Origin of the sequence: Bacillus sp. FSL R9-9530, assembly GCF_038008145.1 — a bacterium.
Taxonomy (GTDB): Bacteria; Bacillota; Bacilli; order Bacillales; family Bacillaceae_G; genus Bacillus_A; species Bacillus_A mycoides.
The window spans coordinates 2,699,234-2,724,999 of the sequence record NZ_JBBOYO010000001.1; the positions used below are offsets into that span (position 1 = coordinate 2,699,234).

Here is a 25,766-nt window from a genome sequence, read left to right on the forward strand (position 1 = left end):
CCGTTCATATTGTAATAGTGTATGTCAGAACTCACGATAAGGAGTGAACATAATGAGCTGCAATTGTAATGAAGATCATCAACACCATGATTGTGATTTCAACTGTGTATCTAATGTCGTTCGTTTTATACATGAACTACAAGAATGTGCAACCACAACATGTGGATCTGGTTGCGAAGTTCCATTTTTAGGAGCACATAACACTGCATCAGTAGCGAATACACGTCCTTTTATTTTATACACAAAAGCTGGAACACCTTTTGAAGCATTTGCACCATCTGCAAGCCTTACTAGCTGCCAATCTCCAATTTTCCGTGTAGAGAGTATAGATGATGATGACTGTGCTGTATTGCGTGTATTAACTGTAGTTTTAGGTGATGGTACCTCTGTACCACCTGGTGATGATCCAATCTGTACATTTTTAGCTGTACCAAATGCAAGATTAGTATCAACCTCCTCTTGTATTACTGTTGATTTAAGTTGCTTCTGCGCTATTCAATGCTTACGCGATGTTTCTATATAAAACTGAATACTAATTTAAGCATGGATTGGGTGGCAGATGATTCTGCCACCCAATCCATGCTTAAAAGGTATTATTATGTATTTTTTATAAAATTGGGAACTTGTCTAGAACATAGAACCTGTCCTTTTCATTAACTAAAAGTAGAAACAGATAAAGGAGTGAAAAACATGTTCTCTTCTGATTGCGAATTTAATAACATTGATTGTGAGGCGAAACCAGCTAGTACACTACCTGCCTTCGGTTTTGCTTTCAACGCTTCTGCACCTCAGTTCGCTTCACTATTCACACCACTACTATTACCTAGCGTAAGTCCAAACCCAAATATTACTGTTCCTGTAATAAATAATACAGTAAGTGTCGGAGACGGTATTCGAATTCAAGTAGCTGGTATTTATCAAATCAGTTATACATTAACGATCAGTCTTGATAACGTTCCTACTGCACCAGAAGCTGGTCGTTTCTTCTTATCATTAGGTACACCAGCTAACATTATTCCTGGATCAGGTACAGCGGTTCGCTCTAACGTTATTGGTACTGGTGAAGTAGACGTATCCAGTGGTGTTATTCTTATTAACTTAAACCCTGGTGACTTAATTCAAATTGTACCAGTTGAACTGCTTGGAACTGTAGACATCCGTGCTGCAGCATTAACAGTTGCACAAATTAGCTAGTAAAAAGCGGTATTTCTTAATTGAAATACCGCTTTTTATTTTTACAATAAAAAACACTCACCGTAACATGAGTGTTTCATTCTTCATATTGTTTTATTGTATTCTTCTTTTTCCCACAGTTGCATCCCTTTTTTTTCACAAATCCTTGTTGCTGTAACTGTTCTTGATATGCCTGTTGGTGTGCTTGTTGCTGTTGCTGTATGTTATACCACTGCTGTAGATCATATGAATTTTGCCTTGGATTATTGCTCACAGCAAACATCTCCTCTACTGTCAATTCTGTCTATTTACTATATGAACAACTCTTTATTTCCGTTCCCGCATCCTCTTAAACTCCGCTTTTTCTAACATCATGAAGATTTATCCCGATTGGTGCGGGCTGATAATTAGCGGGGGATGCCCCACACTGATTAAATTTTCACTTTATTATTCTCCCATAAAATATCCTGTAATTGTTTCAATGATCGCTGCTGCACCTGCAATGGCTAATAATGCTAGTACAGGCTCTGCAACAATAGGAATCCATTTATATAAAACTAATAAAAAAGCACTAACCCACACACCTGTACACCAATAGCAGCTTAATAATTCTCCAATCCACTTTCTTAATCCTTTCCCTTTCACCTTTGTAAAAGTCGATACACTTCCATCAGGCTCTGTAATCTCTAACTCATCAATAAACGGTCTCCGCAAAAAGGCTGTAATTTTATCATAAACAATAAGACGAGTTAACCTAAATGCAGCTAGCGCAAAAATAAAAAATAAAAGCCAGCTTGTAAATAACATAATTCCACCTTCCCTATCCTCTTTAGCCTATTTAAAAAAAAAGGTCTTAAGATTGTGACCAAATCTCCCCCACTCCAATATCTTATTAATGTAAATACAAACAAGAAGATAAGGAGTGACATTAATGAGTTGTAACGAAAATAAACACCATAGCTCTTCTCACTGCGTAGTTGACGTCGTAAAATTCATCAATGAACTACAAGATTGCTCTAGTTCAACATGTGGTTCTGGTTGTGAAATTCCATTTTTAGGAGCACACAATACAGCAGCAGTAGCAAATACACGCCCTTTTATTTTATACACAAAAGCTGGAACGCCATTTGAAGCATTTGCACCATCTTCAAGCCTTACTAGCTGCCAATCTCCAATTTTCCGTGTAGAAAGCGTAGATGACGATAGCTGTGCTGTCCTACGTGTGTTAACTGTAGTATTAGGTGATGGGTCTCCTGTACCACCTGGCGACGATCCAATTTGTACGTTTTTAGCTATACCAAATGCAAGATTAATCTCGACATCTACTTGCATTACTGTTGATTTAAGCTGCTTCTGTGCTATTCAGTGCTTACGCGACGTTTCTATAGTTAAGTAAACTAAAAAACTATTGGGGTGGTAGAAGCTTTCTACCACCTTTACATATTTAAAAGCCGGCCATATCAATCGATTTGATGTCTTCTATAGATAATCGAATATCTCTCATACTATTTGGTGGCATAATGGATACAATGCCATTACGGTAAGATATAATCGATCCTATATATGAGACGGTCGTCGTTCTTATTCTACATCTTATTTTTGGAATGTAATGAGGACGATTTAATAAAAAATGAATTTTTTCTTCATTATTCATATCCTTAAAGGATTTATTGTAAGGGACCGTTCTCACTTGCTCTTCCTCTACTTTTTCTTCCACCTCCACTTGAGGCTCCTCTCGTGGTTCTTGTTTCTCTTGTTCTACCACTTCTTCCACAGCACTACTTACAATACTTTCATTTCTATTACTTTGCTCTTTTTGATCCTCATCTTCGAAATTCGTTAAAATAATTCTTTTTATTTTCGGTGCAGCGAGTTCTAAATTTACTTGTGCAATATATAACAACGGTTTTCCAACTGTTGAACTTTTATTTTTATTCTTCACACTCGTCCCTCCCACTTCCATACGTAGCTGGATAAATCGTGTACTATTATAGTTATATTCATAACGTGGCTAGAACTTTCGTTAAAAATCGTTCTTTCTGGGAACAATTAAAAAGGACAGTCTCAACGTTTAGAGACTGTCCTTTTTAAACTTTAATTCCTATTATATTTATCCTAAAATATGATATCCTGAATCAACATGAATGTTTTCACCTGTTACTCCGCGTGCTAAATCACTGAATAAGAATACTGCTGTATCTCCAACTTCTTCTGGAGTCGTCGCACGACGAAGTGGTGCGCGTTCCTCAATTTCTTTTAAGATTGAGTTAAAGTCGCCTACACCTTTCGCAGATAACGTACGAATTGGTCCTGCAGAAATAGCGTTAACGCGAATGCCATGTTGTCCTAAATCGTTCGCTAAATATTTCACGCTAGCTTCTAACGAAGCTTTCGCAACACCCATAACGTTATAGTTTTTCACAACGCGCTCGCCGCCAAGGTATGTTAAAGTTAAAATATTTCCGCCTTCTGTCATCACTTTCTTCGCTTCTCTTGCTACAGCTGTTAAAGAGAATGCACTAATATTTTGTGCAAGTAAAAATCCATCGCGAGAAGTATCTACAAATTCGCCTTTTAAATCATCACGATTTGCAAAAGCAATACAGTGTGCAACACCGTGAATTGTACCAACTTCTTGCTTAATAGTTTCAAAGCAAGCTGTAAGTTCTTCATCATTCGTTACATCACAAGGTAATACAAGTGATTCTTGTCCTTCTAATGTTTCCGCTAGTTCACGAACATTTCTTTCTAAACGCTCTCCTGCATATGTGAATATTAATTTTGCACCTGCATTATGCAAAGAGCGAGCAATTCCCCATGCAATACTTCTTTGGTTCGCAACGCCCATAACAACAAATGTTTTCCCTTGTAATAGTTCCATGATATATCCTCCCAGAAATACTTATACTTGTTATTAGTACCTGATACTATAATTATAGTACCATAAAACCTCTTAAAGGCAAACAAAAAAGTCACTAACATAAATTTGTTAATGACTTTTTGTTTCTATAAAAAACCTTTCTAATCCTTCTTCCCAAGTAGGCATTTGTAAAAAACCATTTAATTGTAGCATTTTATGCTGAAAGATCGAATATTTCGGTCTCACTGCCGCCGATCCAAATTCCTCAGTCGACACAGGTAACACATTCACTCTTATTTTTGTATGCGAAAATATTTTTTGAGCAAATTCAAACCAAGAACATGAACCGCGATTTGATACGTGATACGTACCGTATAAGGATGTATGAATGAGCTTATTAATCACAGTAATTAAATCCGCCACGTACGTAGGAGAACCAACTTGATCAGCTACAACAGATATGTTTTCTCTCTCTTTTCCTAATCGTAGCATCGTTTTCACAAAATTATTTCCATACTTACCATACAACCACGATGTACGAACTATAAAATATTTATTATGTAACTCTTTTACGAACTGCTCTCCTGCAAATTTAGAAGCTCCATATATATTTATCGGTGCTGGATTATGAAATTCATGATAGCCATCCGGTTTGTCACCTGGAAATACATAATCGGTACTGACATACACTAACTTAGCCCCTACTAATTGTGAAGCAACCGCTACATTTCGAGCTCCAATCGCATTTATTAAGTAAGCAAGATCCTGTTCTTTCTCAGCACCATCTACCTTCGTATACGCTGCACAATGAACAATTGTATGTGGCTTTATTTCTTGTACCACTTGCTTAATTCGGGATATATTTGTTACATCTAATAACTTTTTATCAAATGGATATATGTCATATTCCTCAGAATTCAACTCTTCTTGTAGTTGCTTCCCTAGCTGACCGTTCGCTCCCGTTATGATAATCCGTTCTTTCATCTACATGCCCCTTACTTTTCTTTTAGTGGTTTCCACCAGTCCACATTGTTTTTATACCATTCCACCGTTTCTTTTAATCCTTGTTCGAACGTATACTTCGGTTCCCATTCAAACTCATTCTTCATTTTTTGTGCATCAATCGCATAACGACGGTCGTGACCTAAACGGTCTGTTACAAATTCAATATCTTTTTTCGTTTTTCCTAAAAGTTTTATAATTTGTTCCACAACATCTACATTTGTTTTTTCGTTATTTCCGCCGATATTATACACCTCTCCTACACATCCCTTATGCAAAACGGTGTCAATTGCACTACAATGATCCGTTACATGCAGCCAATCCCTTACATTCAATCCATCACCATATAATGGTAGTTTCTTTCCTTCAAGCGCATTCGTAACCATTAAAGGAATTAATTTCTCAGGATATTGGTACGGTCCATAGTTATTAGAACAACGTGTTACAACAACTGGTAATTGATACGTTTCATAATAAGATAAGGCTATCATGTCGCTACTCGCTTTACTTGAAGAATATGGACTATTAGGAGCTAGCGGGGTTTCCTCGGTAAACTTTCCTGTTTTCCCTAAAGAACCGTATACTTCATCTGTTGATACTTGCACGAGTTTAATATGTGAATATTTTTTCACTAACTCCAACAGCGTGACTGTACCTATTACATTCGTATCATAAAAAGGAATTGGGTTTTCAATACTACGATCCACATGTGATTCAGCTGCGAAATTTACAATTACTTGCACGTCACGTTCCTTAACAACATGTTCCAGCAGCTCTCCATTTTGGATTTTCCCTTTTACAAATGAGTAGTTAGGATTTTCTTGAATAGACTTTACATTATTTAAATTCCCGCTATATGTTAATGCATCGTAATTAATGATTTTATATGTTTCATAGTTTTTTAACATATAGTGAATGAAATTACTTCCAATAAATCCAGCTCCACCTGTAACTAATATATTCATAAACAACTCTCCTACTTAAAAACTATCTTCATATTCCTGAAGTAATGGTAATATTCGATCCTTATCGGACAAGATAGGATTTGTTACCGGCCATGGAATTGATAATTCTTTATCTTCCCAAAGCAAACCGGAATCGTGATCAGCACTATAATACTCATCTACTTTATACATAACAATTGTATGAGGTACAAGTGTACAAAAACCATGAGCAAATCCTTTCGGCACTAATAATTGCCTATGATTATCCGCACTTAAAATATAACCTCTCCACTTTTTAAATGTAGGTGAATCTTTTCGCAAATCAACGATAACATCATATATTGCACCTTGCATAACTTGAATGAGTTTCGTTTGTGCTTTCGGATTTTTTTGAAAGTGTAGCCCTCGAATCGTCCCCGAATGCGCTGAATAAGATACGTTATCTTGCAGAAATGAATGCGTAATCCCTAACGATTCTAGCATCTTCTTATTATAACTTTCAGTAAAAAAACCTCGCTCGTCTTCAAACAATCTCGGTTCTAACAATTTCGCATCGGTAAAATTTGTTTCTACAACTTTCATATTTTCACCTATTCTCCATTAAACTGTTTCCCAAAGTTTATATCCCGCGCTAACGTATTCGCTCTTTGAAGAGAAGCATGCGTTCCCGCATCAGTCCACCAGCCACTCATTTCATTATAAGTAAGTACTCCTCGTTTTAAATACCAATTATTTATATCTGTAATTTCAAGTTCCCCTCTTGCGGAAGGTTTTAATTCTTTTATATAAGAAAAGACTTTCGAATCATACAAATAAATTCCCGTAACAGCATAAGAACTTTTCGGCTCATTCGGCTTTTCTTCAATTTCAATTATTTTTCGGCCTTGAATATGCGCTACACCAAATCGCTCGGGATCTTCTACAGATTGAAGCAGCACTTTAGCCCCTTCTTTTTGACTTGTAAACTCTTCAACATACGGGCAAATATCATCTGAAAAGATATTATCTCCTAATATAACTACCATCCGATCATTTCCTACGAAATCTTCACAAAGTCCTAGCGCCTGCGCAATCCCACCCGCCTTATCTTGCACACGATACGTAAAGGATACACCAAACTCTTGACCACTTCCTAGAAAGCTCACAACATCTCCCATATGCTCTTTACCGGTAATAATCATAATATCTGTAATTTCACATCGCTTCAGCTTATATACCGCATGATAAATCATCGGATACCGCCCAACGGGAAGTAAATGTTTATTCGTTACTTTCGTTATTGGATATAATCTCGATCCTGTCCCGCCTGCTAAAATAATCCCTTTCATCCTTCATCTCTCCCTTATGATGGAGATAGCACCTCTTTATAATGTTCCACAAAAATCCCCCGGTATTTCTCATATGTATCCGCATCAAACTCATCTCCGTTGTAATGAATACACCATAGATTTGCTTGATTAGGGATACCAATTAAATATCCAGCCTTTTGAAATTCTAAAGACTGTGACACATCATAGAAATGGAATCCTTGAAACAAATCCTCTCGCCACGGAATATCATACTGCGTTGCCATGAGTAAACCATCGATTGCTTGCACTGACATAAAAGATTGATTTCCATAAAACCCCTGATCTAAATTTAATAATTGATAATTCTGTCTTCTGTACTCAATCACTTTCCCTACTAAATTTTTTCCTTCCCACCATATCCCGTTACTCGGTAAAAACTGAGCACCAGCTACTCCAATTAAACCAAGCTTTTCATTTTCTTTAAAAAGCGAAATGAGGGTACAAAACATATCACGATTAATAAGGTAAGTATCTTGATGTATATATACTTTATATTTCGCCGGATATGAAAGTGCTCGATTGTACGCACTTGCCATACTTTTCGCATCTCGTATCGGAAAAATTTGCACTACATAGCCAGGGGGAACAACAATGTTTCTTATTTGCCTTTCGCATTGCTCGAAAAGCTCTTCATTATTTACACAAACAACGACTAATATTGTGTGATCTTTCATTTTGTAGCCCTCTATTCTTCCTTATTCACATCTGACATATAGTTCTCTACAAATACTTTTCTATACTTTTCATAGTTCGTCATATTTACATCGAAATGATAATGAATACACCAAGCATCACGCTGCACAGGGACACCGACTGTATACCCAGCTTTTTTAAATTCAAAAGATTGGGATACATCATAAAAATCAAACCCATCAAATAAGTCCTCTCGCCATGGAATATCATATTGTGTTGCCATCAATAAACCGTCAATACATTCCACAGGAATAAATGTTTTCGATTCATGAAATGGTTGCTCTAAACTTGCCATATAAAACAAATCGTTCATATAACCAATGACTTTCCCGACAATCCCACGCCCTTCGTTCCATACACCATTTGGAGGAACATATTGGGATCCAACCATCCCAATCATCCCAAGATGTTCATGCTCCTCAAATAATTGAATTAATCCGTATAGAAAGGCTCCATTTATAATAAAGACATCTTGGTGTAAATACACTTTATACTTCGCTGGATGTGAAATGGCTTGATTGTATCCGCTCGTCATACTTTTTGCATTTCGAATCGGCATAAATTGTATAGTATACCCAGGAGGTACTGCCAATTTCAATATATGTCGCGCACATTGTGCATACAATTTCCGATCATTTATACATGTAACAAATAGTATTGTTTTTTCTGCAGCACTCATAATTGTGATTTTTCTGCTTCAATAATATATTGAAATACAACTGTCTCAGCCATGAAGCCACTTCCAAGACGATACTTTTTACAAATTCCATATAACTCTTCAATAAGTGGCTCATATATTTTATGATCAACATATACACGATCTACTTTACTAATAGAATATCCTGCTTTTAAAAACATTCTTAGCATTTCATTAAAAGTAAAGAAACGAATATGCGTTTTATCTAATAATCCATATTCTGTATACGTCCAATTTCCAGCGAGTAAGGGAGCTAATACTGAAATGTGCGCAACGTTTGGTATGCTAGCTAAAATCACACCATTTTCTTTTATATATGGCTTTACTTTCTTTATGACAGCCCACGGATCAAATAAATGCTCTAATACATCCCCGAATATGACACAATCAAATTGTTCCTTCTCATAAGGAAGATCCATTGTTTCTATATCACCTAAAATAACATGATCTAGTTTTTCTTTCGCTTTTTCGGCAGCCTCTGGGAACGCCTCAATTCCTGATACACGTGCTCCATTTTCTTTTATAGCCGCTCCTAATGCACCGCTCGAGCAACCAATATCAAGAACTTCTTGCCATTCCTTTTTTATATGCTTGAATAAATTAGGATTTATCGCATTATAATAATGTTCAGATTTTTCTTCGTATAAAGAACTTTTCTCCCGATTCATTTCACACACTCCTTATGCAAATTGAATTTGAAATATAAACAAAAGATATTCTACAAAGGATGCCATCTCTATTGGTTGCATTACCGATAATCTAATATATAGCCATTCTACTATCATTAGAATAGCGACAAGTCATTTCCTAAAAATAGAACAAATTACATTTTATATTGTTTATCATAGATGCCTCTAAAATATTTACGGTTATATTCAATCGCAGCATTATTCGGAACATAAGAAGCTGCCAATTCATTATAATAATAAGCTTTATCTTGATCTCCTAATCTGCTATAACAAATACACATTTGTAAATATGGAATCCACGTATAACTAGCCGGACTGTGAAAAGGACTATCCTCTGCTAGCGGCACTTCAGTTGCTAGCTTAAACCAAAATATCGCTTCATTATACTTTTGTTGTTCCATATATATATATCCTATTCTTGTACAATTCTCTCCTCTAGGAATACCATAACGAAACGACTTCGTACAAGTTTCAACTGCCTTCTCCCAGTCTCCTAACTTCGCATAACAATCTCCTAACTTACCACATGCATAAATTTTCTCTTCATGCCATCCTTCCTCTTGATTAAGAAATGTTTCATACAGAAGAACCGCATCGTCGTATTTTTGATTATCCATAGATTCATTACCGTAATAAAATAAATCTCTCGGGCTTAATTCTTCTCCAGCTGCTACAGCATTTTGAAAAATTTTCAAATTACGATTCGTTATTTCTTTTTCTTTCTTATGTGTAATGGCGACATTACTATTGTAAATCTCACCAGAAACAGCTAAATACTCATGCACCTTTCCAAACCATTGAAATTGTTTTTCACGCTTTACAAGTCGATATCTTCTTGTGCAATATAAAGGTTTCCCATTAGAATCCATTACAAGATAATAAGGCATAGAAACAGCGTCAACTTTACAATCTAACTCTCGTTTTAATGTTTTCAGTGATTCTTGAGCTTCCTCTAATAACACATCATCAGCATCTAACCATAATATATATTCTTGCGTTGCTTTTGAAAACGCAAAATTTCTAGCTGCCGCAAAATCATCAACCCACGGAAAATCGTGTATGTTAGAAGTGTATTTTGCTACAATTTCCTTCGTTCGATCAGTGGATCCTGTATCAACTACAATAATTTCATCAACAATTTTTTCTACCGCGTCCAAACATCGATCTATTGTATTTTCCTCATCGCGAACAATCATACATAGACTAATTGTAATTCCTTGCTTGTTCAACATAATCACCCTCTTCCAACTCAATCATATGTTATACATACAATAAACTTTCCATTTTTTTAACTTGTTCAAGCTATTTAAGATTTCTTTTTAATAATTCAAATGTCCGTGTCATTTTCTTGTGATTTTGCATCTACTATATAATGAAAGCTTTATGGAGGTGAATTTATGTCAAATAATAATTATTCAGATGGCTTAAATCCTGATGAATTCTTATCAGCTAGTGCATTTGATCCTAATCTTGTAGGTCCAACTTTACCACCAATACCACCGTTTACACTTCCAACCGGGCCAACTGGTCCTACTGGGCCGACCGGGCCGACTGGTCCTACCGTACCTACTGGGCCAACTGGTCCTACTGGACCTACTGGACCTACTGGGCCGACTGGGCCGACTGGAGACACTGGTACAACTGGCGCGACTGGAGACACTGGCGCAACTGGACCGACTGGGCCGACTGGAGACACTGGTGCAACTGGACCGACTGGGCCGACTGGAGACACTGGTGCAACTGGACCTACTGGGCCGACTGGAGACACTGGCGCAACTGGACCTACCGGGCCGACTGGAGACACTGGCGCAACTGGGCCGACTGGAGACACTGGTGCAACTGGTGCAACTGGTGCAACTGGACCGACTGGGCCGACTGGGCCGACCGGGCCGACCGGGCCGACCGGGCCATCTGGATTAGGACTTCCAGCAGGATTGTATGCATTTAACTCTGCTACAGTTTCTTTAGCTCTTGGAATTAATGATCCTGTACCGTTTAACACGGTTGGATCTCAGTTTGGTACAGCAATTTCTCAATTAGACGCTGATACTTTCATCATAAGTGAAACTGGATTCTATAAAATTACTGTTATCGCATATACTGCAGCAGTAAGTTTATTAGGTAGCCTTGCAATTCAAGTTAATGGAGTTAATGTACCAGGTGCAGGCACAAGCTTAATCTCACTTGGAGCACCTATCGTTATCCAGGCAATTACACAAATTACAATAACTCCATCAATGGTTGAAGCAATTGTTACTGGAATTGGATTATCATTAGCTCTTGGTACAAGTGCATCCATTATTATTGAAAAAATCGCTTAATTTTTTTACTTAGCAGTAAAACTGATATCAGTTTTACTGCTTTTTCAATTATGAATTCAAGCATGAAACTTTCACTATCTACATAATCATATTGTTGTATGACATTTTGCAGGAGGCACAAATATGGAAAATAAATTTGCTGTTCAGCTTTATCTCGAGTTGTTAAAGAAAACAATTTTATTTGAAATATGGCTAGAGTATGAGCCATATTTACCTGCTTCATTACATATTTCTAAGGAACTTCCATATGAACCAGTTACCGTACCACTTCCTTTATTCATTAAGCAATATGCTGAAAACCATAACTTGAAAATTGTGAAACCAGATGTTTTAAAAAGTGAACGTCAAGATGGGATGGATTGGCCAAGAGCAGCACACAGTATGATCGGCCGGGAACGTATGAATCAATTACATGAAGCACTAGAAACAGTTGTCCGTGAAAATATAGAAGGTGATTTTATTGAAACAGGTGTGTGGCGCGGGGGATCGTGCATTTTTATGAATGGTTTTTTACAGGCAAATAACATTACTGATCGTAATGTGTGGGTTGCAGATTCATTTGAAGGTTTGCCAACACCGAATTTAGAACACTATCCGAAAGATTACGGAGATTATTTACACTCTTTCGATTACTTACGCGTTTCTTTAGAACAAGTACAAGAGAATTTTAGAAAATATGATTTATTAAATGATCAAGTAAAATTTTTAAAAGGCTGGTTTAAAGATACTTTACCAACAGCACCAATAGAAAAAATCGCAATTGCACGCCTTGACGGTGATATGTACGAATCCACAATGGATGGTCTCGTGAACTTATACGATAAAGTTTCTAAGGGCGGCTATATTATTATTGATGACTATGGACTACCAGCTTGTGCAGAGGCCGTGACAGACTTTAGAAATCAAAGAAACTTAAAAGCTCCTATTACTAAAATTGATGTATTCGGGGTTTATTGGCGAAAAGAATAGGGCGAAACTTTATTCAGTTAGGGTTTCTCCATCTCACACTAATTATTAGCCTTCGCCAATAGCATGATAAATAAAAACAAAAGCTCCCATTACTATTTCCAGTTGTTCTAGGGAGCTTTTTACATATCGCAACAGTTCTAATATCGTTTCCCCTCCCACTATAAAATGTTAGCTGCATATTAAAAATGTTGGTTCCCTATTTACTACAAGGAAGGAGTGAAATTATGAGCGAGCTTGAAAAAAAAATCGCATTAATCCCACCTCCCGAACTCGTCCAATATGTAGGTGGCGACTTTCAAAAGGTTGGAAAAGAATTCATAAAGCATTTTATTCAAATTGGCAGTTTAAAATCCAATGAAACAGTGTTAGATGTAGGTTGTGGTGTCGGTCGAATGGCGGTTCCATTAATGAATTACTTAGGTGATGATGGAGCTTATTATGGATTTGATTTATTTAAAGATGGCATTACATGGTGCAAAAATAATATTTCAACTGCCCGTAGCAATTTCCATTTTGAACACGTTGATATATATAATCAATTCTACAACCCAGAAGGAAAAGAAGATGCTTCTCAATACAAATTTCCATATGAAGACGATTCATTCGATTTTATTTTTTTAACTTCTGTATTTACCCATCTCCTTCCGAAAGAATTAGAACATTACGTATCTGAGATTGTACGTGTTCTAAAAAAAGATGGGAGATGTTTTATTACCTTCTTTCTCATTAACCCTGAATCATCCTATTACTTAAATTCTGGGCTAAGTACATTAGGTTTTTATCATCAAATTGAAAATTGTTATGTTGTGAATAAAGATATTCCTAATTTCGCAGTTGCCTATCCTGAAGAAGATATCCGCACCTTATTAAATAAACATGGCTTAGAGGTAATTAATAAACCGCATTATGGTTTATGGTGCGGCAGAAATGAGTATACAAGTTATCAAGATATCGTTCTTACAAAAAAAGCTTCTGAAAGGTAGTTTCGTATGAATAATAAAAAAAAGTTACCTCTCGTTTCCATCCTTATTCCCACTTATAATCGACCACATTATTTCAAAATTGCTCTAGAAAGTGCATTAGCACAAACTTATCCAAACATTGAAATTATTATAGGAGACGATAGTACAAATGATGAAACAGAAATCTTAATAAATGAACAGTATTTACCTAATTATAAAAACATAACATACATTCGAAATACCACTACTTTAGGACAATTTCATAACGATCTTATGCTCTTAGAGAAATCTAATGGGGAGTATATAAATTTTTTAATGGACGATGATGTGTTTTATAATCATAAAATACAAAAAATGATGGCTTATTTTGAGCAAGACACAAATAAAAATCTCGCTCTTATAACTTCTTATCGAGTACGTATTGATGATCACGGGAATTTAATTGGAGATGCTCATCCAACACAAAGATTATATAGCGAAGACATTCAATTAAACGGAATATTTTTAGGCGACTGGATGTTAAAAGGTGGACATAACATTATCGGTGAGCCTACAACTATTCTGTTTAGAAAACAGTTACTCACTGAACCTTTCGGCACGCTAAAAGGAAGGCACTATTCTTGTAGTGTCGATATGGCATCATGGATTTCCTTACTTTCTAAAGGAGACGCAGTATACATATCCGAACCTTTAAGCCAATTTCGCTACCATACTGGGCAACAAATACACAGCAAACTCCTTGAAGGATCTGAGGATTTTACGCACCTCGTTATAACTTCAAAAAAATACGGATTTTTACAAGATAATACAGATTATAGACTAGGTCTAATTAGCGCTTATAAATGGTGTAAAGGTTCCTTAGAATATTATAGCCAGCTACCAAACCTCATTCCAGATGCACATGTACGTCTTTCCCATTGTTTGGACATAATTATAAAAGAGCTACATCATTAGTCTATTCTGCGAAAATAAAATGTGTGAGCTTTACGTGAATAATGCGTATAGTTCATACATTCTTTTTAAACTATGTGATGCACCAACTAAAACCCACTAATATAGAGAGCAGTAGAAAGGAATTCATACAGTGAAAGATCCGAACACTCAATATCAAATAGACTACATATTAATATTCATTTTATTTGCCATTGGGATTGTTAGCTGCTTTGCTATCGCAAGTGCACAAGCTTCTTTACCACCATTTTTACAAAACGTAAATTTTGTATTAAAACAAATCCAATGGTATGCCATTGGATTTATCGCCATTGGTGTTATTATGGTTATTGATTTCGATCGCTATAAACAAATTGCTTGGTATTTATATAGCTTTGCACTCATACTTCTAATTGGCCTAGAACTTCAAGTTCCTGGCGCCGTTACAATTAAAGGGGCTACCGCGTGGTACAGACTTCCAGGCATCGGAAACTTTCAGCCTTCTGAAATTATGAAATTATTTTTGATTATCGTCGTTGGGCGAATTATAGCGAATCATAATGAAAAATACCTTTTTCGGACAACTCGTGAAGATTTCATTTTACTTTTAAAAATATTTGCAGCTAGTTTACCTCCACTACTTCTAATCGCAAAAGAACCTGATTTAGGAAACACAATGGTCATTTCAGCGATGCTTGCAACAATGGTTTTAGTTTCTGGTATACGTTGGCGCTTTATCCTCGGATTAACCTCCGGTATTTTCGCCATAGGCTCTACCTTAACATATATTTATTTCACGCATACAGAGTTCTTTAAAGAGCACATTCTAAAAGAATATCAATTAAATCGCTTCTATGGTTGGCTTGCACCTTATGAATATGACGCACAAGGATACCAATTAAGACAAGCATTTTTAGCTACTGGATCAGGAGAGATGCAAGGAAAAGGATGGGAAAATAGACAAGTATATTTTCCAGAGCCACATACAGATTTTATTTTTACAAATATCGCTGAACAATTCGGTTTTTTAGGAGCAAGTGTTATTATTTCATTTTTTTTCTTACTCATTTACCGAATGATCCATATCGCTTTAGAAAGCAATGAACCTTTCGGTAGTTATATTTGCGCTGGTACAATTGGAATGTTTACGTTCCAAGTATTCCAAAATATTGGGATGACAATTGGTTTACTCCCTATTACAGGAATAACGTTACCGCTTATGAGCTACGGCGGGAGTTCACTGCTCACATATATGGTTGCTATTGGATTTATTTTAAACGTACGCTCAAGAACTAAAATCTTTATGTTTAAATGAACCATATCGAAAAACGGTATGGTTTTTTTCTATGTCCATTTTAGATATACTAATGAAAAAATGAGCTGGAGGTTTAAATATGAAATATGACATTATAGGTGATATTCACGGATGCTTCCAAGAGTTTCAAGATTTAACAACGAAACTAGGGTATAGCTGGGATAGTGGTATCCCAATTCATAACGCAAAACGAAGGCTTGCATTCGTTGGTGATATTACAGACCGAGGTCCTCATTCATTACGGATGATTGAAATTGTATGGGAGCTCGTAATAAATAGAAAAGATGCTTATTATGCTCCAGGGAATCACTGTAATAAACTGTATCGTTTCTTCCTTGGACGTAATGTTACAATCGCTCATGGGCTCGAAACAACTGTTGCAGAATATGAAGCATTGCCTTCTAATAAGCAACAAATAATAAAAGAAAAATTCATTACTCTTTACGAACAATCACCGCTATATCACATACTGGATGAAAAAAATTTAACCGTCTGTCACGCTGGTATTCGGCAAGATTACATAGGAAGACAAGATAAAAAAGTACAAACCTTTGTATTATATGGTGATATTACAGGCGAAAAACACCCTGACGGCTCACCTGTCCGCCAAGATTGGGCGAAAGAGTATAAGGGTGAAACATGGATTGTTTATGGACATACACCTGTCAATGAACCTCGCTTTGTGAATCATACAGTCAATATTGATACTGGTGCTGTATTTGGTGGTAAACTAACTGGACTACGTTACCCTGAGTTGGAGACCGTTTCTGTCCCTTCTTCCCTACCTTTTGTCCCTGAAAAGTTCCGCCCAATTTCATAAAGTGAAACTTTAATCAGTGGGGGTTTTGTTCATCCGCCACTGATTATTAGCCCGCACCAATCGGGATAAATACCTCTACTTAATACAATTCACGATTTGCAGAGGATCATGGTGTTTTCTAGACATATTCCACACTAAAACTAGATAAAGCAATTAAAAAAAGATGCAATAAAGTGCATCTTTTTTTAATTGCACGGCATATACTGTCGCAGGAGGTGACGGAATGAAGAAAAAATCTTCTAAACAAAAAAGAAAATTCCACCCTTTATACCATCCCATGTATGGAATTAACAACTGGTGCAGTATTCGAGCTGCAGCTATAGAAGCAATAGAAGAACAAGAGTCATCAAAAAAAAGCAAACCGAGAGAAACATATGTCTCTTTAGAAAATGCTGTTATGAGGCGAATTATAGATAGCAGGAAAATAAAAGCAAAACAAAAAAAGAAGCTCGCTTCTAATAATGATGAACCTGTGCTTAATTCGGAAAAGATACAAGAAAATATAGAAGAAAACATTCCTGCAGCAATAAAGGAAAAAGTACAACCAGAAATTCCAGCTACTATTATAAATCAAGTAAAAAAAATAAAAGAAGCATTAATCTCGGGCAACGATGTACAAATAGAAAGATCCGCCCCTATTCAGGCTCCTGTACCTACACCTATAAAAAAAGAAAATAACAAAGGAGCTCGTCACGCATATAAAGAAGGACTTCACTCTAAAGCTGATGGAATCGCTTCACATGCAGAAGGGCTTCTTACACATGCAACGGGTCCCTTTTCTCATGCAGAAGGGACAAAAACAAAGGCAACTGGACATAGTTCGCATAGCGAAGGAAGTGAAACGACAGCAGGCGGCTCTTATTCTCATGCAGAAGGAAAACATGCAATTGCTTTGGGCGAAGCAGCACATGCAGAAGGAACCGCAACTATCGCTAACGGATTCTCATCTCATGCGGAAGGAAATCATACATCAACAGCTAATTTTGCAGGCAGCCATATTATGGGTAAATTTGGTACAGCAGAAGAAGCTTATTCCTGGTTTATCGCAAATGGGACAAATGACACTGATTATAATATAGGTGCCAAATGGCTTGCCCATAACGGAGAAATGTATATCGATGGTGCTTCTTACAATGCAGGTGGTACTGATTTTGCACAAATGTTTGAGGCAGCAGATCATAGCCCTATTGATATCGGCTATTTCATTACATTTAGTAGCGAAGAAAAAATTCGAAAAGCTACTTCAAATGATTCATTCATATTAGGAATATCTAGCGCTACCCCCGCTCTCATAGGAAATAGCGGTGCTTTAAGTTGGCAAAAACGCTATAAAACAGACAGCTTCGGAAAACGTCAATATACGCGTACGGATACGCAAGAAATACGACCTCTTTTAAATACAGAATGGGATCCAGCTTGTAAGTATATATCAAGAAGAGACCGTACTGAGTGGCTTCCTGTCGGATTAATTGGACAAATGTTAGTACGTGATGACGGCACTTGCGAAACACACGGATATTGTCGTCCGAATGATGACGGCATTGCCACGAAAGCTGAAAGTGGCTTTTTCGTTATAAAACGTACTGGTGAAAATCAAATTTTAATATTATTCCGCTAAAAAAAGGGAACAAAATTCTTTTTATGATAAGAATTTTGTTCCCTTTTAATTGTTATGTAAAGCGTATTGCATATCCTCTGGGATACTTACGGTAAAAGTCATTCCCTTTTCTAAAATAGGATGATAAAACGTCAAAGATGTACTATGCAGCGCTTGACGTTTTATCACATCTCTTCGGCCACCGTATAGATCATCCCCAAGTAGCGGATGTCCTATATATGCCATATGTACACGAATTTGATGTGTTCTTCCCGTCTCGAGCTCAAGCGCTACATGCGTCTTATCGGAAGAACTCTCCATCACTCTAAAATGAGTAACAGCTCTTTGACCATCTTCACAGACAGTTCGCTCGATAATACTATCCGCTTTTCGTCCGATTGGCGCGTCAATCGTTCCTACTTCTTCTAAAATAGTCCCATGAACGATTGCCTCATACGTTCGTTTCACCCCTTTTTGTTGATGCTGCTTCGATAAAAGTTGGTGAACGAATCTATTTTTCGCAATTAGCATAAGCCCTGAAGTATCACGATCTAACCTCGTCACAATGTGCACCGTACTTGCAAGATTTTGTTTATCATAATGATATAAAAGAGCGTTTGCAATACTTCCTGACGGGTGCTCCCTAGACGGGATCGTCGACATATTTGCTTCTTTATTTATAACAAGAACCGCATCATCTTCATATATGATACATAAAGGGATCTCTTCCACTTCCATCCCTTCACTTCTTTCCTCCACTGGAAAAAAGATTTGTAACTCTTCACCAGCTTGTAACTTGTGACGAACACTTGTGTGTTGACCGTTTACTTCAATTGCTCCCCCGCGGAACTTTATATCCGTTAAAGCAGCTTTCGAAATCCCTTTTGTTTTCAAAAATTCTCTAACTAAAGTTCCCTCTTCAGCCAGCCCTATATCCCATTTCAATGTAAATCTGTTCAAATATATAAACCCTCTCTATTTATCTGCAACAAACGAGTCACGAACACGTTTCCAGAATGGGAACGGACGGAAACGAACAAATCGTACTTTCTCGTTTGCAACGCGATACTGAATTGATTTCACATCTTGATGAACCATCGTCAAATGATCCACGGTAATTTGCATGTTCATTCCTGCAGCCGGCTTTAAAACGCATGTATGATGCTTCGGCAGTACGAGCGGCGAACCTACCGTACGAAATACACGATTGTTGATAGATGCCATTTCTGCAATTTGAATCGCTTCAATAGAAGGGTGAATAATTGCTCCGCCAAGCGCCTTATTATACGCGGTACTTCCTGAAGGAGTCGAAATACAAAGACCATCTCCGCGAAACGTTTCGAAATACTCTCCGCGTATTTCCACTTCTGTTACTAATGTACCTTCTGCACTTTTCACAGTCGCTTCATTCATCGCCAAATACTGCGACTCTTTACTACCATTCACATAGCGAATAATCACTTCTAAAAGTGGATATTCAACCACTTGGAACGGTGTTTTAGCGATTGCAATCACCAACTTCTCTACTTCCGTCGGTAACCAATCTGCATAGAAACCTAAATGCCCTGTATGTACACCAACAAATGCGGTTTCATCTAATCGATTATAGTAACGATGGAATGCATATAAAAGCGTTCCATCTCCCCCAACAGAAATTACAATATCAGGTTCCTTTTCATCCATTGTAAACCCAAAATCTAACAAGTATTCTTTCATCGTACTTGCTAGTGTATCTGATGATTGATCTCCCTTTGACATAATTGTAAATTTCATCGCCCAACACCCTTTAGTTTATGATTCAGAATCTTTCGTTTCCTGCTTTCGTGAAAAGACCTTTTGCGCTTCTTGAATTTCAAGACGAATGGAAGACATTTCTTCATCTAATAAAAACGCCGCTTCCGCTGCACGTTGTAAGCGTATTTTAATATCTTCAGGAAAACGTCCACTATATTTGTAATTTAAAGAATGCTCAATCGTTGCCCAAAAATTCATTGCTAACGTGCGAATTTGAATTTCAACTAACACTTTTTTCTCCCCCTGTATCGTTTGAACAGGATAACTAATGACAACGTGGTAAGAGCGATAGCCGCTATCTTTCTTTTGCGTTACATAATCACGTTCTTCTACAATGTCAAAATCATTTCGTTTTCGAAGATATTCTACAACAGGCTTAATCTCATCTACGAATTGACACATCATTCGAAGGCCCGCGATGTCCTGCATATCTTCTCTAATTCGGTCTAGCGGTACATTTCTCTTCTCCGCTTTATCAATAATACTTGCAACCGACTTTACCCTTCCTGTTACAAACTCAATTGGAGAATGCTCCGTTAACATTGCAAATTGAGTACGCATTCCTTTTAGTTTCACTTTCAGCTCCGCCACCGCTTGGTGATACGGTGCTAAAAATTCTTCCCAATTACGATTCATTTCAACCACCACCAAAATCAATCCATTTGCTTATAGAAACACTTTTTCTACAGCAGTTACTAGTTCTTCTCCGTAATTTGCATTACCTTCAATATTTTCAACTAAATACTCTACTTCTTCTTTTAATCCTTCTAATTCTATTTCAACATCATTCACGCGAATAAACATCGCTGTATCTTTATTCATCGCTTCATGCACTGCTTCCCAGCATGTATGCGGAATACTTACATAAATGAAAGATGATTCATTTTCTAAGATATATAAAAATGATAAATTGTCTGAGTCTACAAGTACGTGATTACGCGCACTTAACTCCTTTACCTCTATTTCAGTATTTTCTGCACAAAAAATAAGCGCATTCTCTCTCGTTTCTACGCTCTTAACTTGAATTTTATTTTGCATACTCGAACTCCTCCATCTCAACTTCCTGTCTTACTTAACAGTATTATTGTATCATAACATGGACGCAAACAAATAAAACATTGAACCAAATTTGCGAAAAAGCGATAATGTGGAAAGAATTATTTTTCAAAAGGAGCGCATACAATGACACAAGAAATTGAAATTGAATTTAAAAATATGGTTACAGAGGAAGAATTCCAAACATTATGCAAATCTTTTTCTATTGAAGCATTTACAAAACAAGTAAATCACTACTTTGAAACGCCTCACTTCTCTTTAAAAGATACGGGCTCTGCACTTCGTATTCGTCATAAAGATGGAACTTATACATTAACATTAAAACAACCTGCTGAAATTGGTTTATTAGAAACTCATCAGTCTGTAACAGAAAAAGAAGCACAACTTATGATGGAAACAAACACAATCATTCAAGGAACTGTAATGGATCAGCTACACAAATTACAAATTCCCGTTTCCGCTTTAACTTATATGGGTAGTTTAACAACAGAAAGAGCTGAAATATTATTTGAAGGCGGAACGCTTGTCTTTGATCATAGTTTCTATTACAATCACGATGATTATGAAATTGAATACGAAGTGCAAGATGAAAAGACCGGTAAAGCAGCATTTATAAGGTTATTAAAGCAACATAACGTACCAGTTCGTCATACAAACAACAAAGTAAAACGCTTTTTCCTTGCCAAACAAAACGAAGAGCGCTAAAGTAAAATTTCCATCAGTGAAGAAGAGCTGTACTTACGGCTACATTTCACCTTTTTGAAAAGCAAAAGATTTATTAGCAACATATAGAATAAGCAAAGAATGTTATGAAGGCTGTTTAGTTGCTCTTCATAACATTCCATTGCTACAATAGATATACATTTCATGGAAAAAGGGGTTTATAAAGGATGAGCAAGCAACCGATGACACCATTTGAAGCAATCGGCGGTGAACAATGCATTGCAACATTAGTGGATACATTTTATTCCTATGTCAGTGAACACCCTGACTTATCTCCGATCTTCCCGGATGATTTAACAGAAACTGCTAGGAAGCAGAAACAATTTTTAACACAATATTTAGGTGGTCCTAATTTATACACTGAAGAACATGGGCATCCTATGCTAAGAGCACGCCATCTTCCGTTTGAGATTACTCCAAAACGCGCAGAAGCTTGGCTGTCATGTATGGAGCAAGCAATGGATGATACAGGAGTGCACGGTCATATAAGAGAGTTTGTTTTTGAACGTTTAGCATTAACTGCTCAACATATGGTCAATACTCCAAATGAAACAGGTGAAGTGTAATGGATAAGCAGGAAGCAAAGCATATAAATATGCCTTCTCCTTCCACATGCGAGCATAAATCTGTAGAAGCATATTTATTTATTGATCCACTTTGTAAAGATTGCTGGGATATCGAGCCATTTATTATTAAACTATGGCTTGAGTATGGGAAATACTTCTCTATTCGTCATATAGTAACAGGAAAAGTGGACGGGGCGAACGCTTCCTCACACAAATGGAATAAACCTGCTAATATTCGATTTGTGTGGGAAAAGACAACAAGTTTACAAGGTTTTTCATGTGATGGAAAAGTACATATGCAAGAGGCGTCGTCAACACCGTATTTAGTTTCGATGGCAATTAAGGCGGCGGAGTTGCAAGGCCGAAAAGCAGGTTCGAAGTTTTTGCGAAAACTCCAAGAATACATTTTTCTTGAAAATGTATCACACCCTGACTGTGAATTATTGCTTACATGTGCTAAAGATAGTGGCATTGATGTAGAGGAATTTAAAAAAGACCTACACTCAGTTAGCGCAAAAAAAGCTTTCCAATGCGACCTAAAATTCACAAATGAGATGCATATTACAGAAATACCTTCCCTCCTATTTTTTCATGCAAATTCAGATGAGGAAGGTATTAAAATCACAGGGATTTATTCCTATGATGTATACGTACAGCTATTAAAAGAACTGGTAAAATGCGAAATTGAGCCAGAACCATTACCTCCTTTAGAAGTATTACTAGAAGCAACACAATTTATTTCTTCAAAGGAAATCTCATTTATATATGACTGCCCTCAGCAAGAAATAGAGCGTGAACTAAAAAAATTACAACTAAAACGAAAAGTACAAATGATTGAAGTGAAGTGCGAGCGTTATTGGAAATGGATAGCAAAAGAAAAAGACCTGGTGTAAACACCAGGTCTTTTTCTTTACGGCTTATAAAAATATTAAAGGGGATGGGAGAAATTTTCACGTTCAAACAAAGGGGTATATGTTTGTATGTGAATTCGTTCACGCTTATTATATTACAAGATTCGACGTCAGATGACAACCCCTTTTGTCGAATTTCACATTTTTGTCACATTCTAAACGTTTTCATTTTTGAATAAGCTATAAAAAAGAACATTTAGGAGGTTTTATTAATGAAAAAGTCTCATATCGCTCTAATTTTTCTAGCTTTCATTGTTTCTTTTTTCTTGTACATCCTTTCTCTACTACAAGCTTTTCCTAAAATTATTGCCTTCCCTCTTTTATTCGGAGTTATCGTCATCGCTGTCTCTTATTTCAACTATAGAAAACGATTTAAAGGATTTTAATTACAAAAATCAACTGTAAAACTGCCTTCTAATTTAGAAAAAGTAAGGAAATCCTCCTTATTTTTTCGACAAATATCGACAAAAACATTTTCAAACAAAAAAGACGAGGATAAAATCCCTCGTCTTTTCTCATTACTTTTCTTCAAATAATAACGCTTCTAATTCATTTAATTTCTCTTCAAATACTTGAAGTGCCTCTTTCACTGGTTCAGGAGATGCCATATCAACTCCTGCTTTTTTCAACACTTCAATTGGATAATCGGAGCTTCCCGCTTTTAAGAATTCGTTAATGTAACGTTCTACTGCTGGTTGCCCTTCTTCTAAAATTTGTTTAGATAACGCAGTCGCTGCACTAAATCCTGTTGCGTATTGATATACGTAATAGTTGTAATAGAAGTGCGGAATACGAGACCATTCTAAACCGATTTCTTTATCGATTACTAAAGCATCCCCGAAATATTTCTTATTTAAATCGTAGTAGATCTCCGTTAACATATCTGGCGTAACCGCATGTCCTTCTTGTACTTTTTTATGAATGATATGCTCGAACTCTGCAAACATTGTTTGACGGAATACAGTACCACGGAATCCTTCTAAATAATGATTTAATAAATATAGACGCTCTTTTTTATCTTCTGTCGTTTTTAATAAATAATCATTTAGAAGCGCTTCATTACACGTTGATGCTACCTCTGCAACGAAGATTGAATAATCACCGTATACGTGTGGCTGTGTCTTTCTTGTGTAATAACTATGCACCGAATGACCAAACTCATGAGCAAGTGTATATAAATTATTTACATTATCATGCCAGTTCATTAAAATATACGGATTTGTTCCGTATGCACCAGATGAATATGCTCCGCTTCGTTTGCCTTTATTCTCGTACACATCTACCCAGCGATTTTCATATGCTTCTTTTAAAATTTCAACATATTCATCACCAAGTACGTTTAAAGATTTTAATAACAGGTCTTGCGCTTCTTCATACTTCACATTCATTTTCACTTCTTGTACAAGTGGTGTATATAAATCGTACATATGAAGCTCATCAAGTCCTAGTGCACGCTTACGAATATCAATGTAACGGTGTAATAAATGTAAGTTGTCATTTACCGTTTCAACGAGTTGATCGTATACTGCTTCAGGAATATTATTATTGCTTAATGCTGCTTGGCGAGCTGAGTCATATTTACGAATACGTGCATTGAAATTATTACGTTTCACTGCCCCGCTTAACGTACTTGCAAATGTGTTCTTAAATTTCCCATACGTTTCAAATACAGCTTTGAATGCATCTTCGCGAACACGACGATCATCACTTTCTAAAAACTGAATGTAACGGCCATGTGTTATTTCTACCTCTTCTCCATCCTCACCTTTAATAGATGGGAATTTCAAATCCGCATTATTCAACATACCGAATGTATTACTTGATGCACTCATCACTTCAGATGCTTCTGCTAATAACGCTTCCTCTGCCTCAGATAATACGTGCGGGCGTTGACGTGTAATTTCTTCTAATGCATGCTCATATACACTTAGTTCTCGATTTTCTTGTAAGAATGTTTGCAATGTATCTTCTGAAATAGATAAAATTTCAGGTACGATATACGCTGTGCTACTAGATACTTGTGAGTATAAATTTGTTGCGCGATCATTCAGTGCTTGATACACAGAGTTTGTTGTATCTTGATCGTAACGCATATGTGCATATGTATATAGCTTACCTAATCGCATTGAAATTTCATCTTCATATTGCAATGCCTCAAGCAAATTGTCTGCAGAGTCGCCAAGCTTCCCTTTAAATTCAGTTAACTTTGGCAATAGCTCTTTAATAGCTTGGAATTCTTTTTCCCATTCTGCATCTGTTTGGAAAATATCTTCTAATCGCCATGTGCTTGCTTCTTCAATCTCATTGCGATTTGGTAATGATTTTGCTTTATTTTGTTCAGACATTCTGTAAGCCCTCCTTTAAATATCTCTACTTAAGTACAATTCTGTTTTTC

At 36.6% G+C, this 25,766-nt stretch carries 31 protein-coding genes; 14 read left to right on the forward strand and 17 right to left on the reverse strand.

The genetic code is table 11. The features are described from left to right. The first annotated feature begins 52 nt into the window (after positions 1-52). Positions 53-523, forward strand: a complete 471-nt coding sequence (gene cotY / locus MKX66_RS13530; protein ID WP_002011392.1) for a spore coat protein CotY — start codon at positions 53-55, stop codon at positions 521-523. 167 nt (positions 524-690) lie between these two features. Then, positions 691-1,194 (forward strand): exosporium protein ExsF, encoded by a 504-nt coding sequence (exsF, locus tag MKX66_RS13535; RefSeq protein ID WP_002011391.1) that lies wholly within the window; start codon positions 691-693, stop codon positions 1,192-1,194. A gap of 76 nt (positions 1,195-1,270) precedes the next feature. On the opposite strand, the gene MKX66_RS13540 is transcribed toward exsF, so the two are convergent. Further along, positions 1,271-1,456 (reverse strand): hypothetical protein, encoded by a 186-nt coding sequence (locus tag MKX66_RS13540; protein WP_033708144.1) that lies wholly within the window; start codon positions 1,454-1,456, stop codon positions 1,271-1,273. 164 nt (positions 1,457-1,620) lie between these two features. After that, the gene (locus MKX66_RS13545) at positions 1,621-1,980 is read right to left on the reverse strand and encodes a DUF1360 domain-containing protein (protein WP_000899658.1); all 360 of its coding nucleotides are present in this window, start codon (positions 1,978-1,980) and stop codon (positions 1,621-1,623) included. Between the two features lie 124 nt (positions 1,981-2,104). Here MKX66_RS13545 and exsY point away from each other — a divergent pair, with 124 nt between their 5' ends. Further along, entirely contained in the window at positions 2,105-2,569 is a 465-nt protein-coding gene (gene exsY / locus MKX66_RS13550) for an exosporium assembly protein ExsY (RefSeq protein ID WP_002125979.1), read from the forward strand. 48 nt (positions 2,570-2,617) lie between these two features. On the opposite strand, the gene MKX66_RS13555 is transcribed toward exsY, so the two are convergent. The 10 genes from MKX66_RS13555 to MKX66_RS13600 form a co-directional block, all read right to left on the reverse strand. Continuing rightward, on the reverse strand, positions 2,618-3,136 hold the full coding sequence (locus tag MKX66_RS13555; protein WP_002030408.1) for a CotO family spore coat protein: 519 nt from the start codon (positions 3,134-3,136) through the stop codon (positions 2,618-2,620). 147 nt (positions 3,137-3,283) lie between these two features. Next, complete coding sequence (gene fabI / locus MKX66_RS13560; protein WP_002011384.1) at positions 3,284-4,054, reverse strand: enoyl-ACP reductase FabI; 771 nt, start codon at positions 4,052-4,054, stop codon at positions 3,284-3,286. Positions 4,055-4,162: 108 nt separating this feature from the next. Next, positions 4,163-5,017 (reverse strand): dTDP-4-dehydrorhamnose reductase, encoded by an 855-nt coding sequence (gene rfbD, locus MKX66_RS13565; RefSeq protein WP_012260557.1) that lies wholly within the window; start codon positions 5,015-5,017, stop codon positions 4,163-4,165. An 11-nt stretch (positions 5,018-5,028) separates the two neighbouring features. Next, on the reverse strand, positions 5,029-6,000 hold the full coding sequence (gene rfbB, locus MKX66_RS13570) for a dTDP-glucose 4,6-dehydratase (protein WP_002030413.1): 972 nt from the start codon (positions 5,998-6,000) through the stop codon (positions 5,029-5,031). A 15-nt stretch (positions 6,001-6,015) separates the two neighbouring features. Next, a complete protein-coding gene (gene rfbC / locus MKX66_RS13575) occupies positions 6,016-6,561 on the reverse strand; it encodes a dTDP-4-dehydrorhamnose 3,5-epimerase (RefSeq protein WP_002011381.1) in 546 nt (181 codons plus the stop codon). Positions 6,562-6,569: 8 nt separating this feature from the next. After that, positions 6,570-7,307, reverse strand: coding sequence for a sugar phosphate nucleotidyltransferase (locus MKX66_RS13580; RefSeq protein WP_002086946.1), 738 nt, complete (start codon positions 7,305-7,307; stop codon positions 6,570-6,572). 14 nt (positions 7,308-7,321) lie between these two features. After that, the gene (locus MKX66_RS13585; RefSeq protein WP_002030417.1) at positions 7,322-8,002 is read right to left on the reverse strand and encodes a glycosyltransferase family protein; all 681 of its coding nucleotides are present in this window, start codon (positions 8,000-8,002) and stop codon (positions 7,322-7,324) included. 11 nt (positions 8,003-8,013) lie between these two features. Beyond that, positions 8,014-8,700 (reverse strand): glycosyltransferase family protein, encoded by a 687-nt coding sequence (locus MKX66_RS13590; protein ID WP_002140852.1) that lies wholly within the window; start codon positions 8,698-8,700, stop codon positions 8,014-8,016. Beyond that, complete coding sequence (locus MKX66_RS13595; RefSeq protein ID WP_002125965.1) at positions 8,697-9,386, reverse strand: class I SAM-dependent methyltransferase; 690 nt, start codon at positions 9,384-9,386, stop codon at positions 8,697-8,699. The genes MKX66_RS13590 and MKX66_RS13595 overlap by 4 nt, the downstream gene beginning before the upstream one ends. A gap of 155 nt (positions 9,387-9,541) precedes the next feature. Continuing rightward, the gene (locus tag MKX66_RS13600; protein WP_002030419.1) at positions 9,542-10,639 is read right to left on the reverse strand and encodes a tetratricopeptide repeat-containing glycosyltransferase family 2 protein; all 1,098 of its coding nucleotides are present in this window, start codon (positions 10,637-10,639) and stop codon (positions 9,542-9,544) included. Between the two features lie 165 nt (positions 10,640-10,804). On the opposite strand from MKX66_RS13600, the gene MKX66_RS13605 reads away from it, so the two are divergent. The 7 genes from MKX66_RS13605 (at position 10,805) to MKX66_RS13635 (ending at position 18,342) form a co-directional block, all read left to right on the forward strand. Then, positions 10,805-11,728 carry a BclA C-terminal domain-containing protein gene (locus tag MKX66_RS13605; RefSeq protein WP_341086383.1) on the forward strand — a complete coding sequence of 308 codons (924 nt, stop codon included), beginning with the start codon at positions 10,805-10,807 and terminating at the stop codon, positions 11,726-11,728. 123 nt (positions 11,729-11,851) lie between these two features. Continuing rightward, positions 11,852-12,697, forward strand: coding sequence for a TylF/MycF family methyltransferase (locus tag MKX66_RS13610; protein WP_002186420.1), 846 nt, complete (start codon positions 11,852-11,854; stop codon positions 12,695-12,697). Positions 12,698-12,921: 224 nt separating this feature from the next. After that, the gene (locus MKX66_RS13615) at positions 12,922-13,680 is read left to right on the forward strand and encodes a class I SAM-dependent methyltransferase (RefSeq protein WP_002030399.1); all 759 of its coding nucleotides are present in this window, start codon (positions 12,922-12,924) and stop codon (positions 13,678-13,680) included. Between the two features lie 6 nt (positions 13,681-13,686). Beyond that, positions 13,687-14,613 carry a glycosyltransferase family 2 protein gene (locus MKX66_RS13620; protein WP_326997642.1) on the forward strand — a complete coding sequence of 309 codons (927 nt, stop codon included), beginning with the start codon at positions 13,687-13,689 and terminating at the stop codon, positions 14,611-14,613. A gap of 130 nt (positions 14,614-14,743) precedes the next feature. After that, positions 14,744-15,904 carry an FtsW/RodA/SpoVE family cell cycle protein gene (locus tag MKX66_RS13625; RefSeq protein WP_002030401.1) on the forward strand — a complete coding sequence of 387 codons (1,161 nt, stop codon included), beginning with the start codon at positions 14,744-14,746 and terminating at the stop codon, positions 15,902-15,904. Positions 15,905-15,983: 79 nt separating this feature from the next. Then, entirely contained in the window at positions 15,984-16,724 is a 741-nt protein-coding gene (prpE, locus tag MKX66_RS13630) for a bis(5'-nucleosyl)-tetraphosphatase PrpE (protein ID WP_002086958.1), read from the forward strand. Positions 16,725-16,947: 223 nt separating this feature from the next. Beyond that, on the forward strand, positions 16,948-18,342 hold the full coding sequence (locus tag MKX66_RS13635; protein WP_113769129.1) for a peptidase G2 autoproteolytic cleavage domain-containing protein: 1,395 nt from the start codon (positions 16,948-16,950) through the stop codon (positions 18,340-18,342). Between the two features lie 45 nt (positions 18,343-18,387). On the opposite strand, the gene MKX66_RS13640 is transcribed toward MKX66_RS13635, so the two are convergent. The 4 genes from MKX66_RS13640 to MKX66_RS13655 are packed head-to-tail and all read right to left on the reverse strand — an operon-like array spanning position 18,388 to position 21,153. Beyond that, entirely contained in the window at positions 18,388-19,281 is an 894-nt protein-coding gene (locus MKX66_RS13640) for an RluA family pseudouridine synthase (RefSeq protein ID WP_341086388.1), read from the reverse strand. Between the two features lie 15 nt (positions 19,282-19,296). Beyond that, the gene (locus tag MKX66_RS13645) at positions 19,297-20,094 is read right to left on the reverse strand and encodes an NAD kinase (RefSeq protein WP_002011365.1); all 798 of its coding nucleotides are present in this window, start codon (positions 20,092-20,094) and stop codon (positions 19,297-19,299) included. 18 nt (positions 20,095-20,112) lie between these two features. After that, positions 20,113-20,751, reverse strand: coding sequence for a GTP pyrophosphokinase (locus MKX66_RS13650; protein WP_002125951.1), 639 nt, complete (start codon positions 20,749-20,751; stop codon positions 20,113-20,115). Between the two features lie 30 nt (positions 20,752-20,781). Then, entirely contained in the window at positions 20,782-21,153 is a 372-nt protein-coding gene (locus MKX66_RS13655; protein ID WP_002030390.1) for a UPF0738 family protein, read from the reverse strand. A gap of 144 nt (positions 21,154-21,297) precedes the next feature. Between MKX66_RS13655 and MKX66_RS13660 the strand changes: the two genes are divergently transcribed. The 4 genes from MKX66_RS13660 to MKX66_RS13675 all read left to right on the forward strand — a co-directional run bounded on the left by MKX66_RS13660 (position 21,298) and on the right by MKX66_RS13675 (position 23,757). Further along, entirely contained in the window at positions 21,298-21,876 is a 579-nt protein-coding gene (locus tag MKX66_RS13660; RefSeq protein ID WP_002030388.1) for a CYTH domain-containing protein, read from the forward strand. A gap of 185 nt (positions 21,877-22,061) precedes the next feature. Next, positions 22,062-22,460: a globin domain-containing protein gene (locus MKX66_RS13665; RefSeq protein WP_000043388.1), complete on the forward strand. Its 399-nt coding sequence runs from the start codon at positions 22,062-22,064 to the stop codon at positions 22,458-22,460. Beyond that, the gene (locus tag MKX66_RS13670; RefSeq protein ID WP_002030386.1) at positions 22,460-23,353 is read left to right on the forward strand and encodes a ClpXP adapter SpxH family protein; all 894 of its coding nucleotides are present in this window, start codon (positions 22,460-22,462) and stop codon (positions 23,351-23,353) included. Before MKX66_RS13665 ends, MKX66_RS13670 begins: the two co-directional genes overlap by 1 nt. 230 nt (positions 23,354-23,583) lie before the next feature. After that, positions 23,584-23,757, forward strand: a complete 174-nt coding sequence (locus MKX66_RS13675) for a hypothetical protein (RefSeq protein WP_002086970.1) — start codon at positions 23,584-23,586, stop codon at positions 23,755-23,757. Positions 23,758-23,889: 132 nt separating this feature from the next. On the opposite strand, the gene pepF is transcribed toward MKX66_RS13675, so the two are convergent. Beyond that, on the reverse strand, positions 23,890-25,716 hold the full coding sequence (pepF, locus tag MKX66_RS13680; RefSeq protein WP_061674937.1) for an oligoendopeptidase F: 1,827 nt from the start codon (positions 25,714-25,716) through the stop codon (positions 23,890-23,892). Positions 25,717-25,766: the final 50 nt, after the last annotated feature.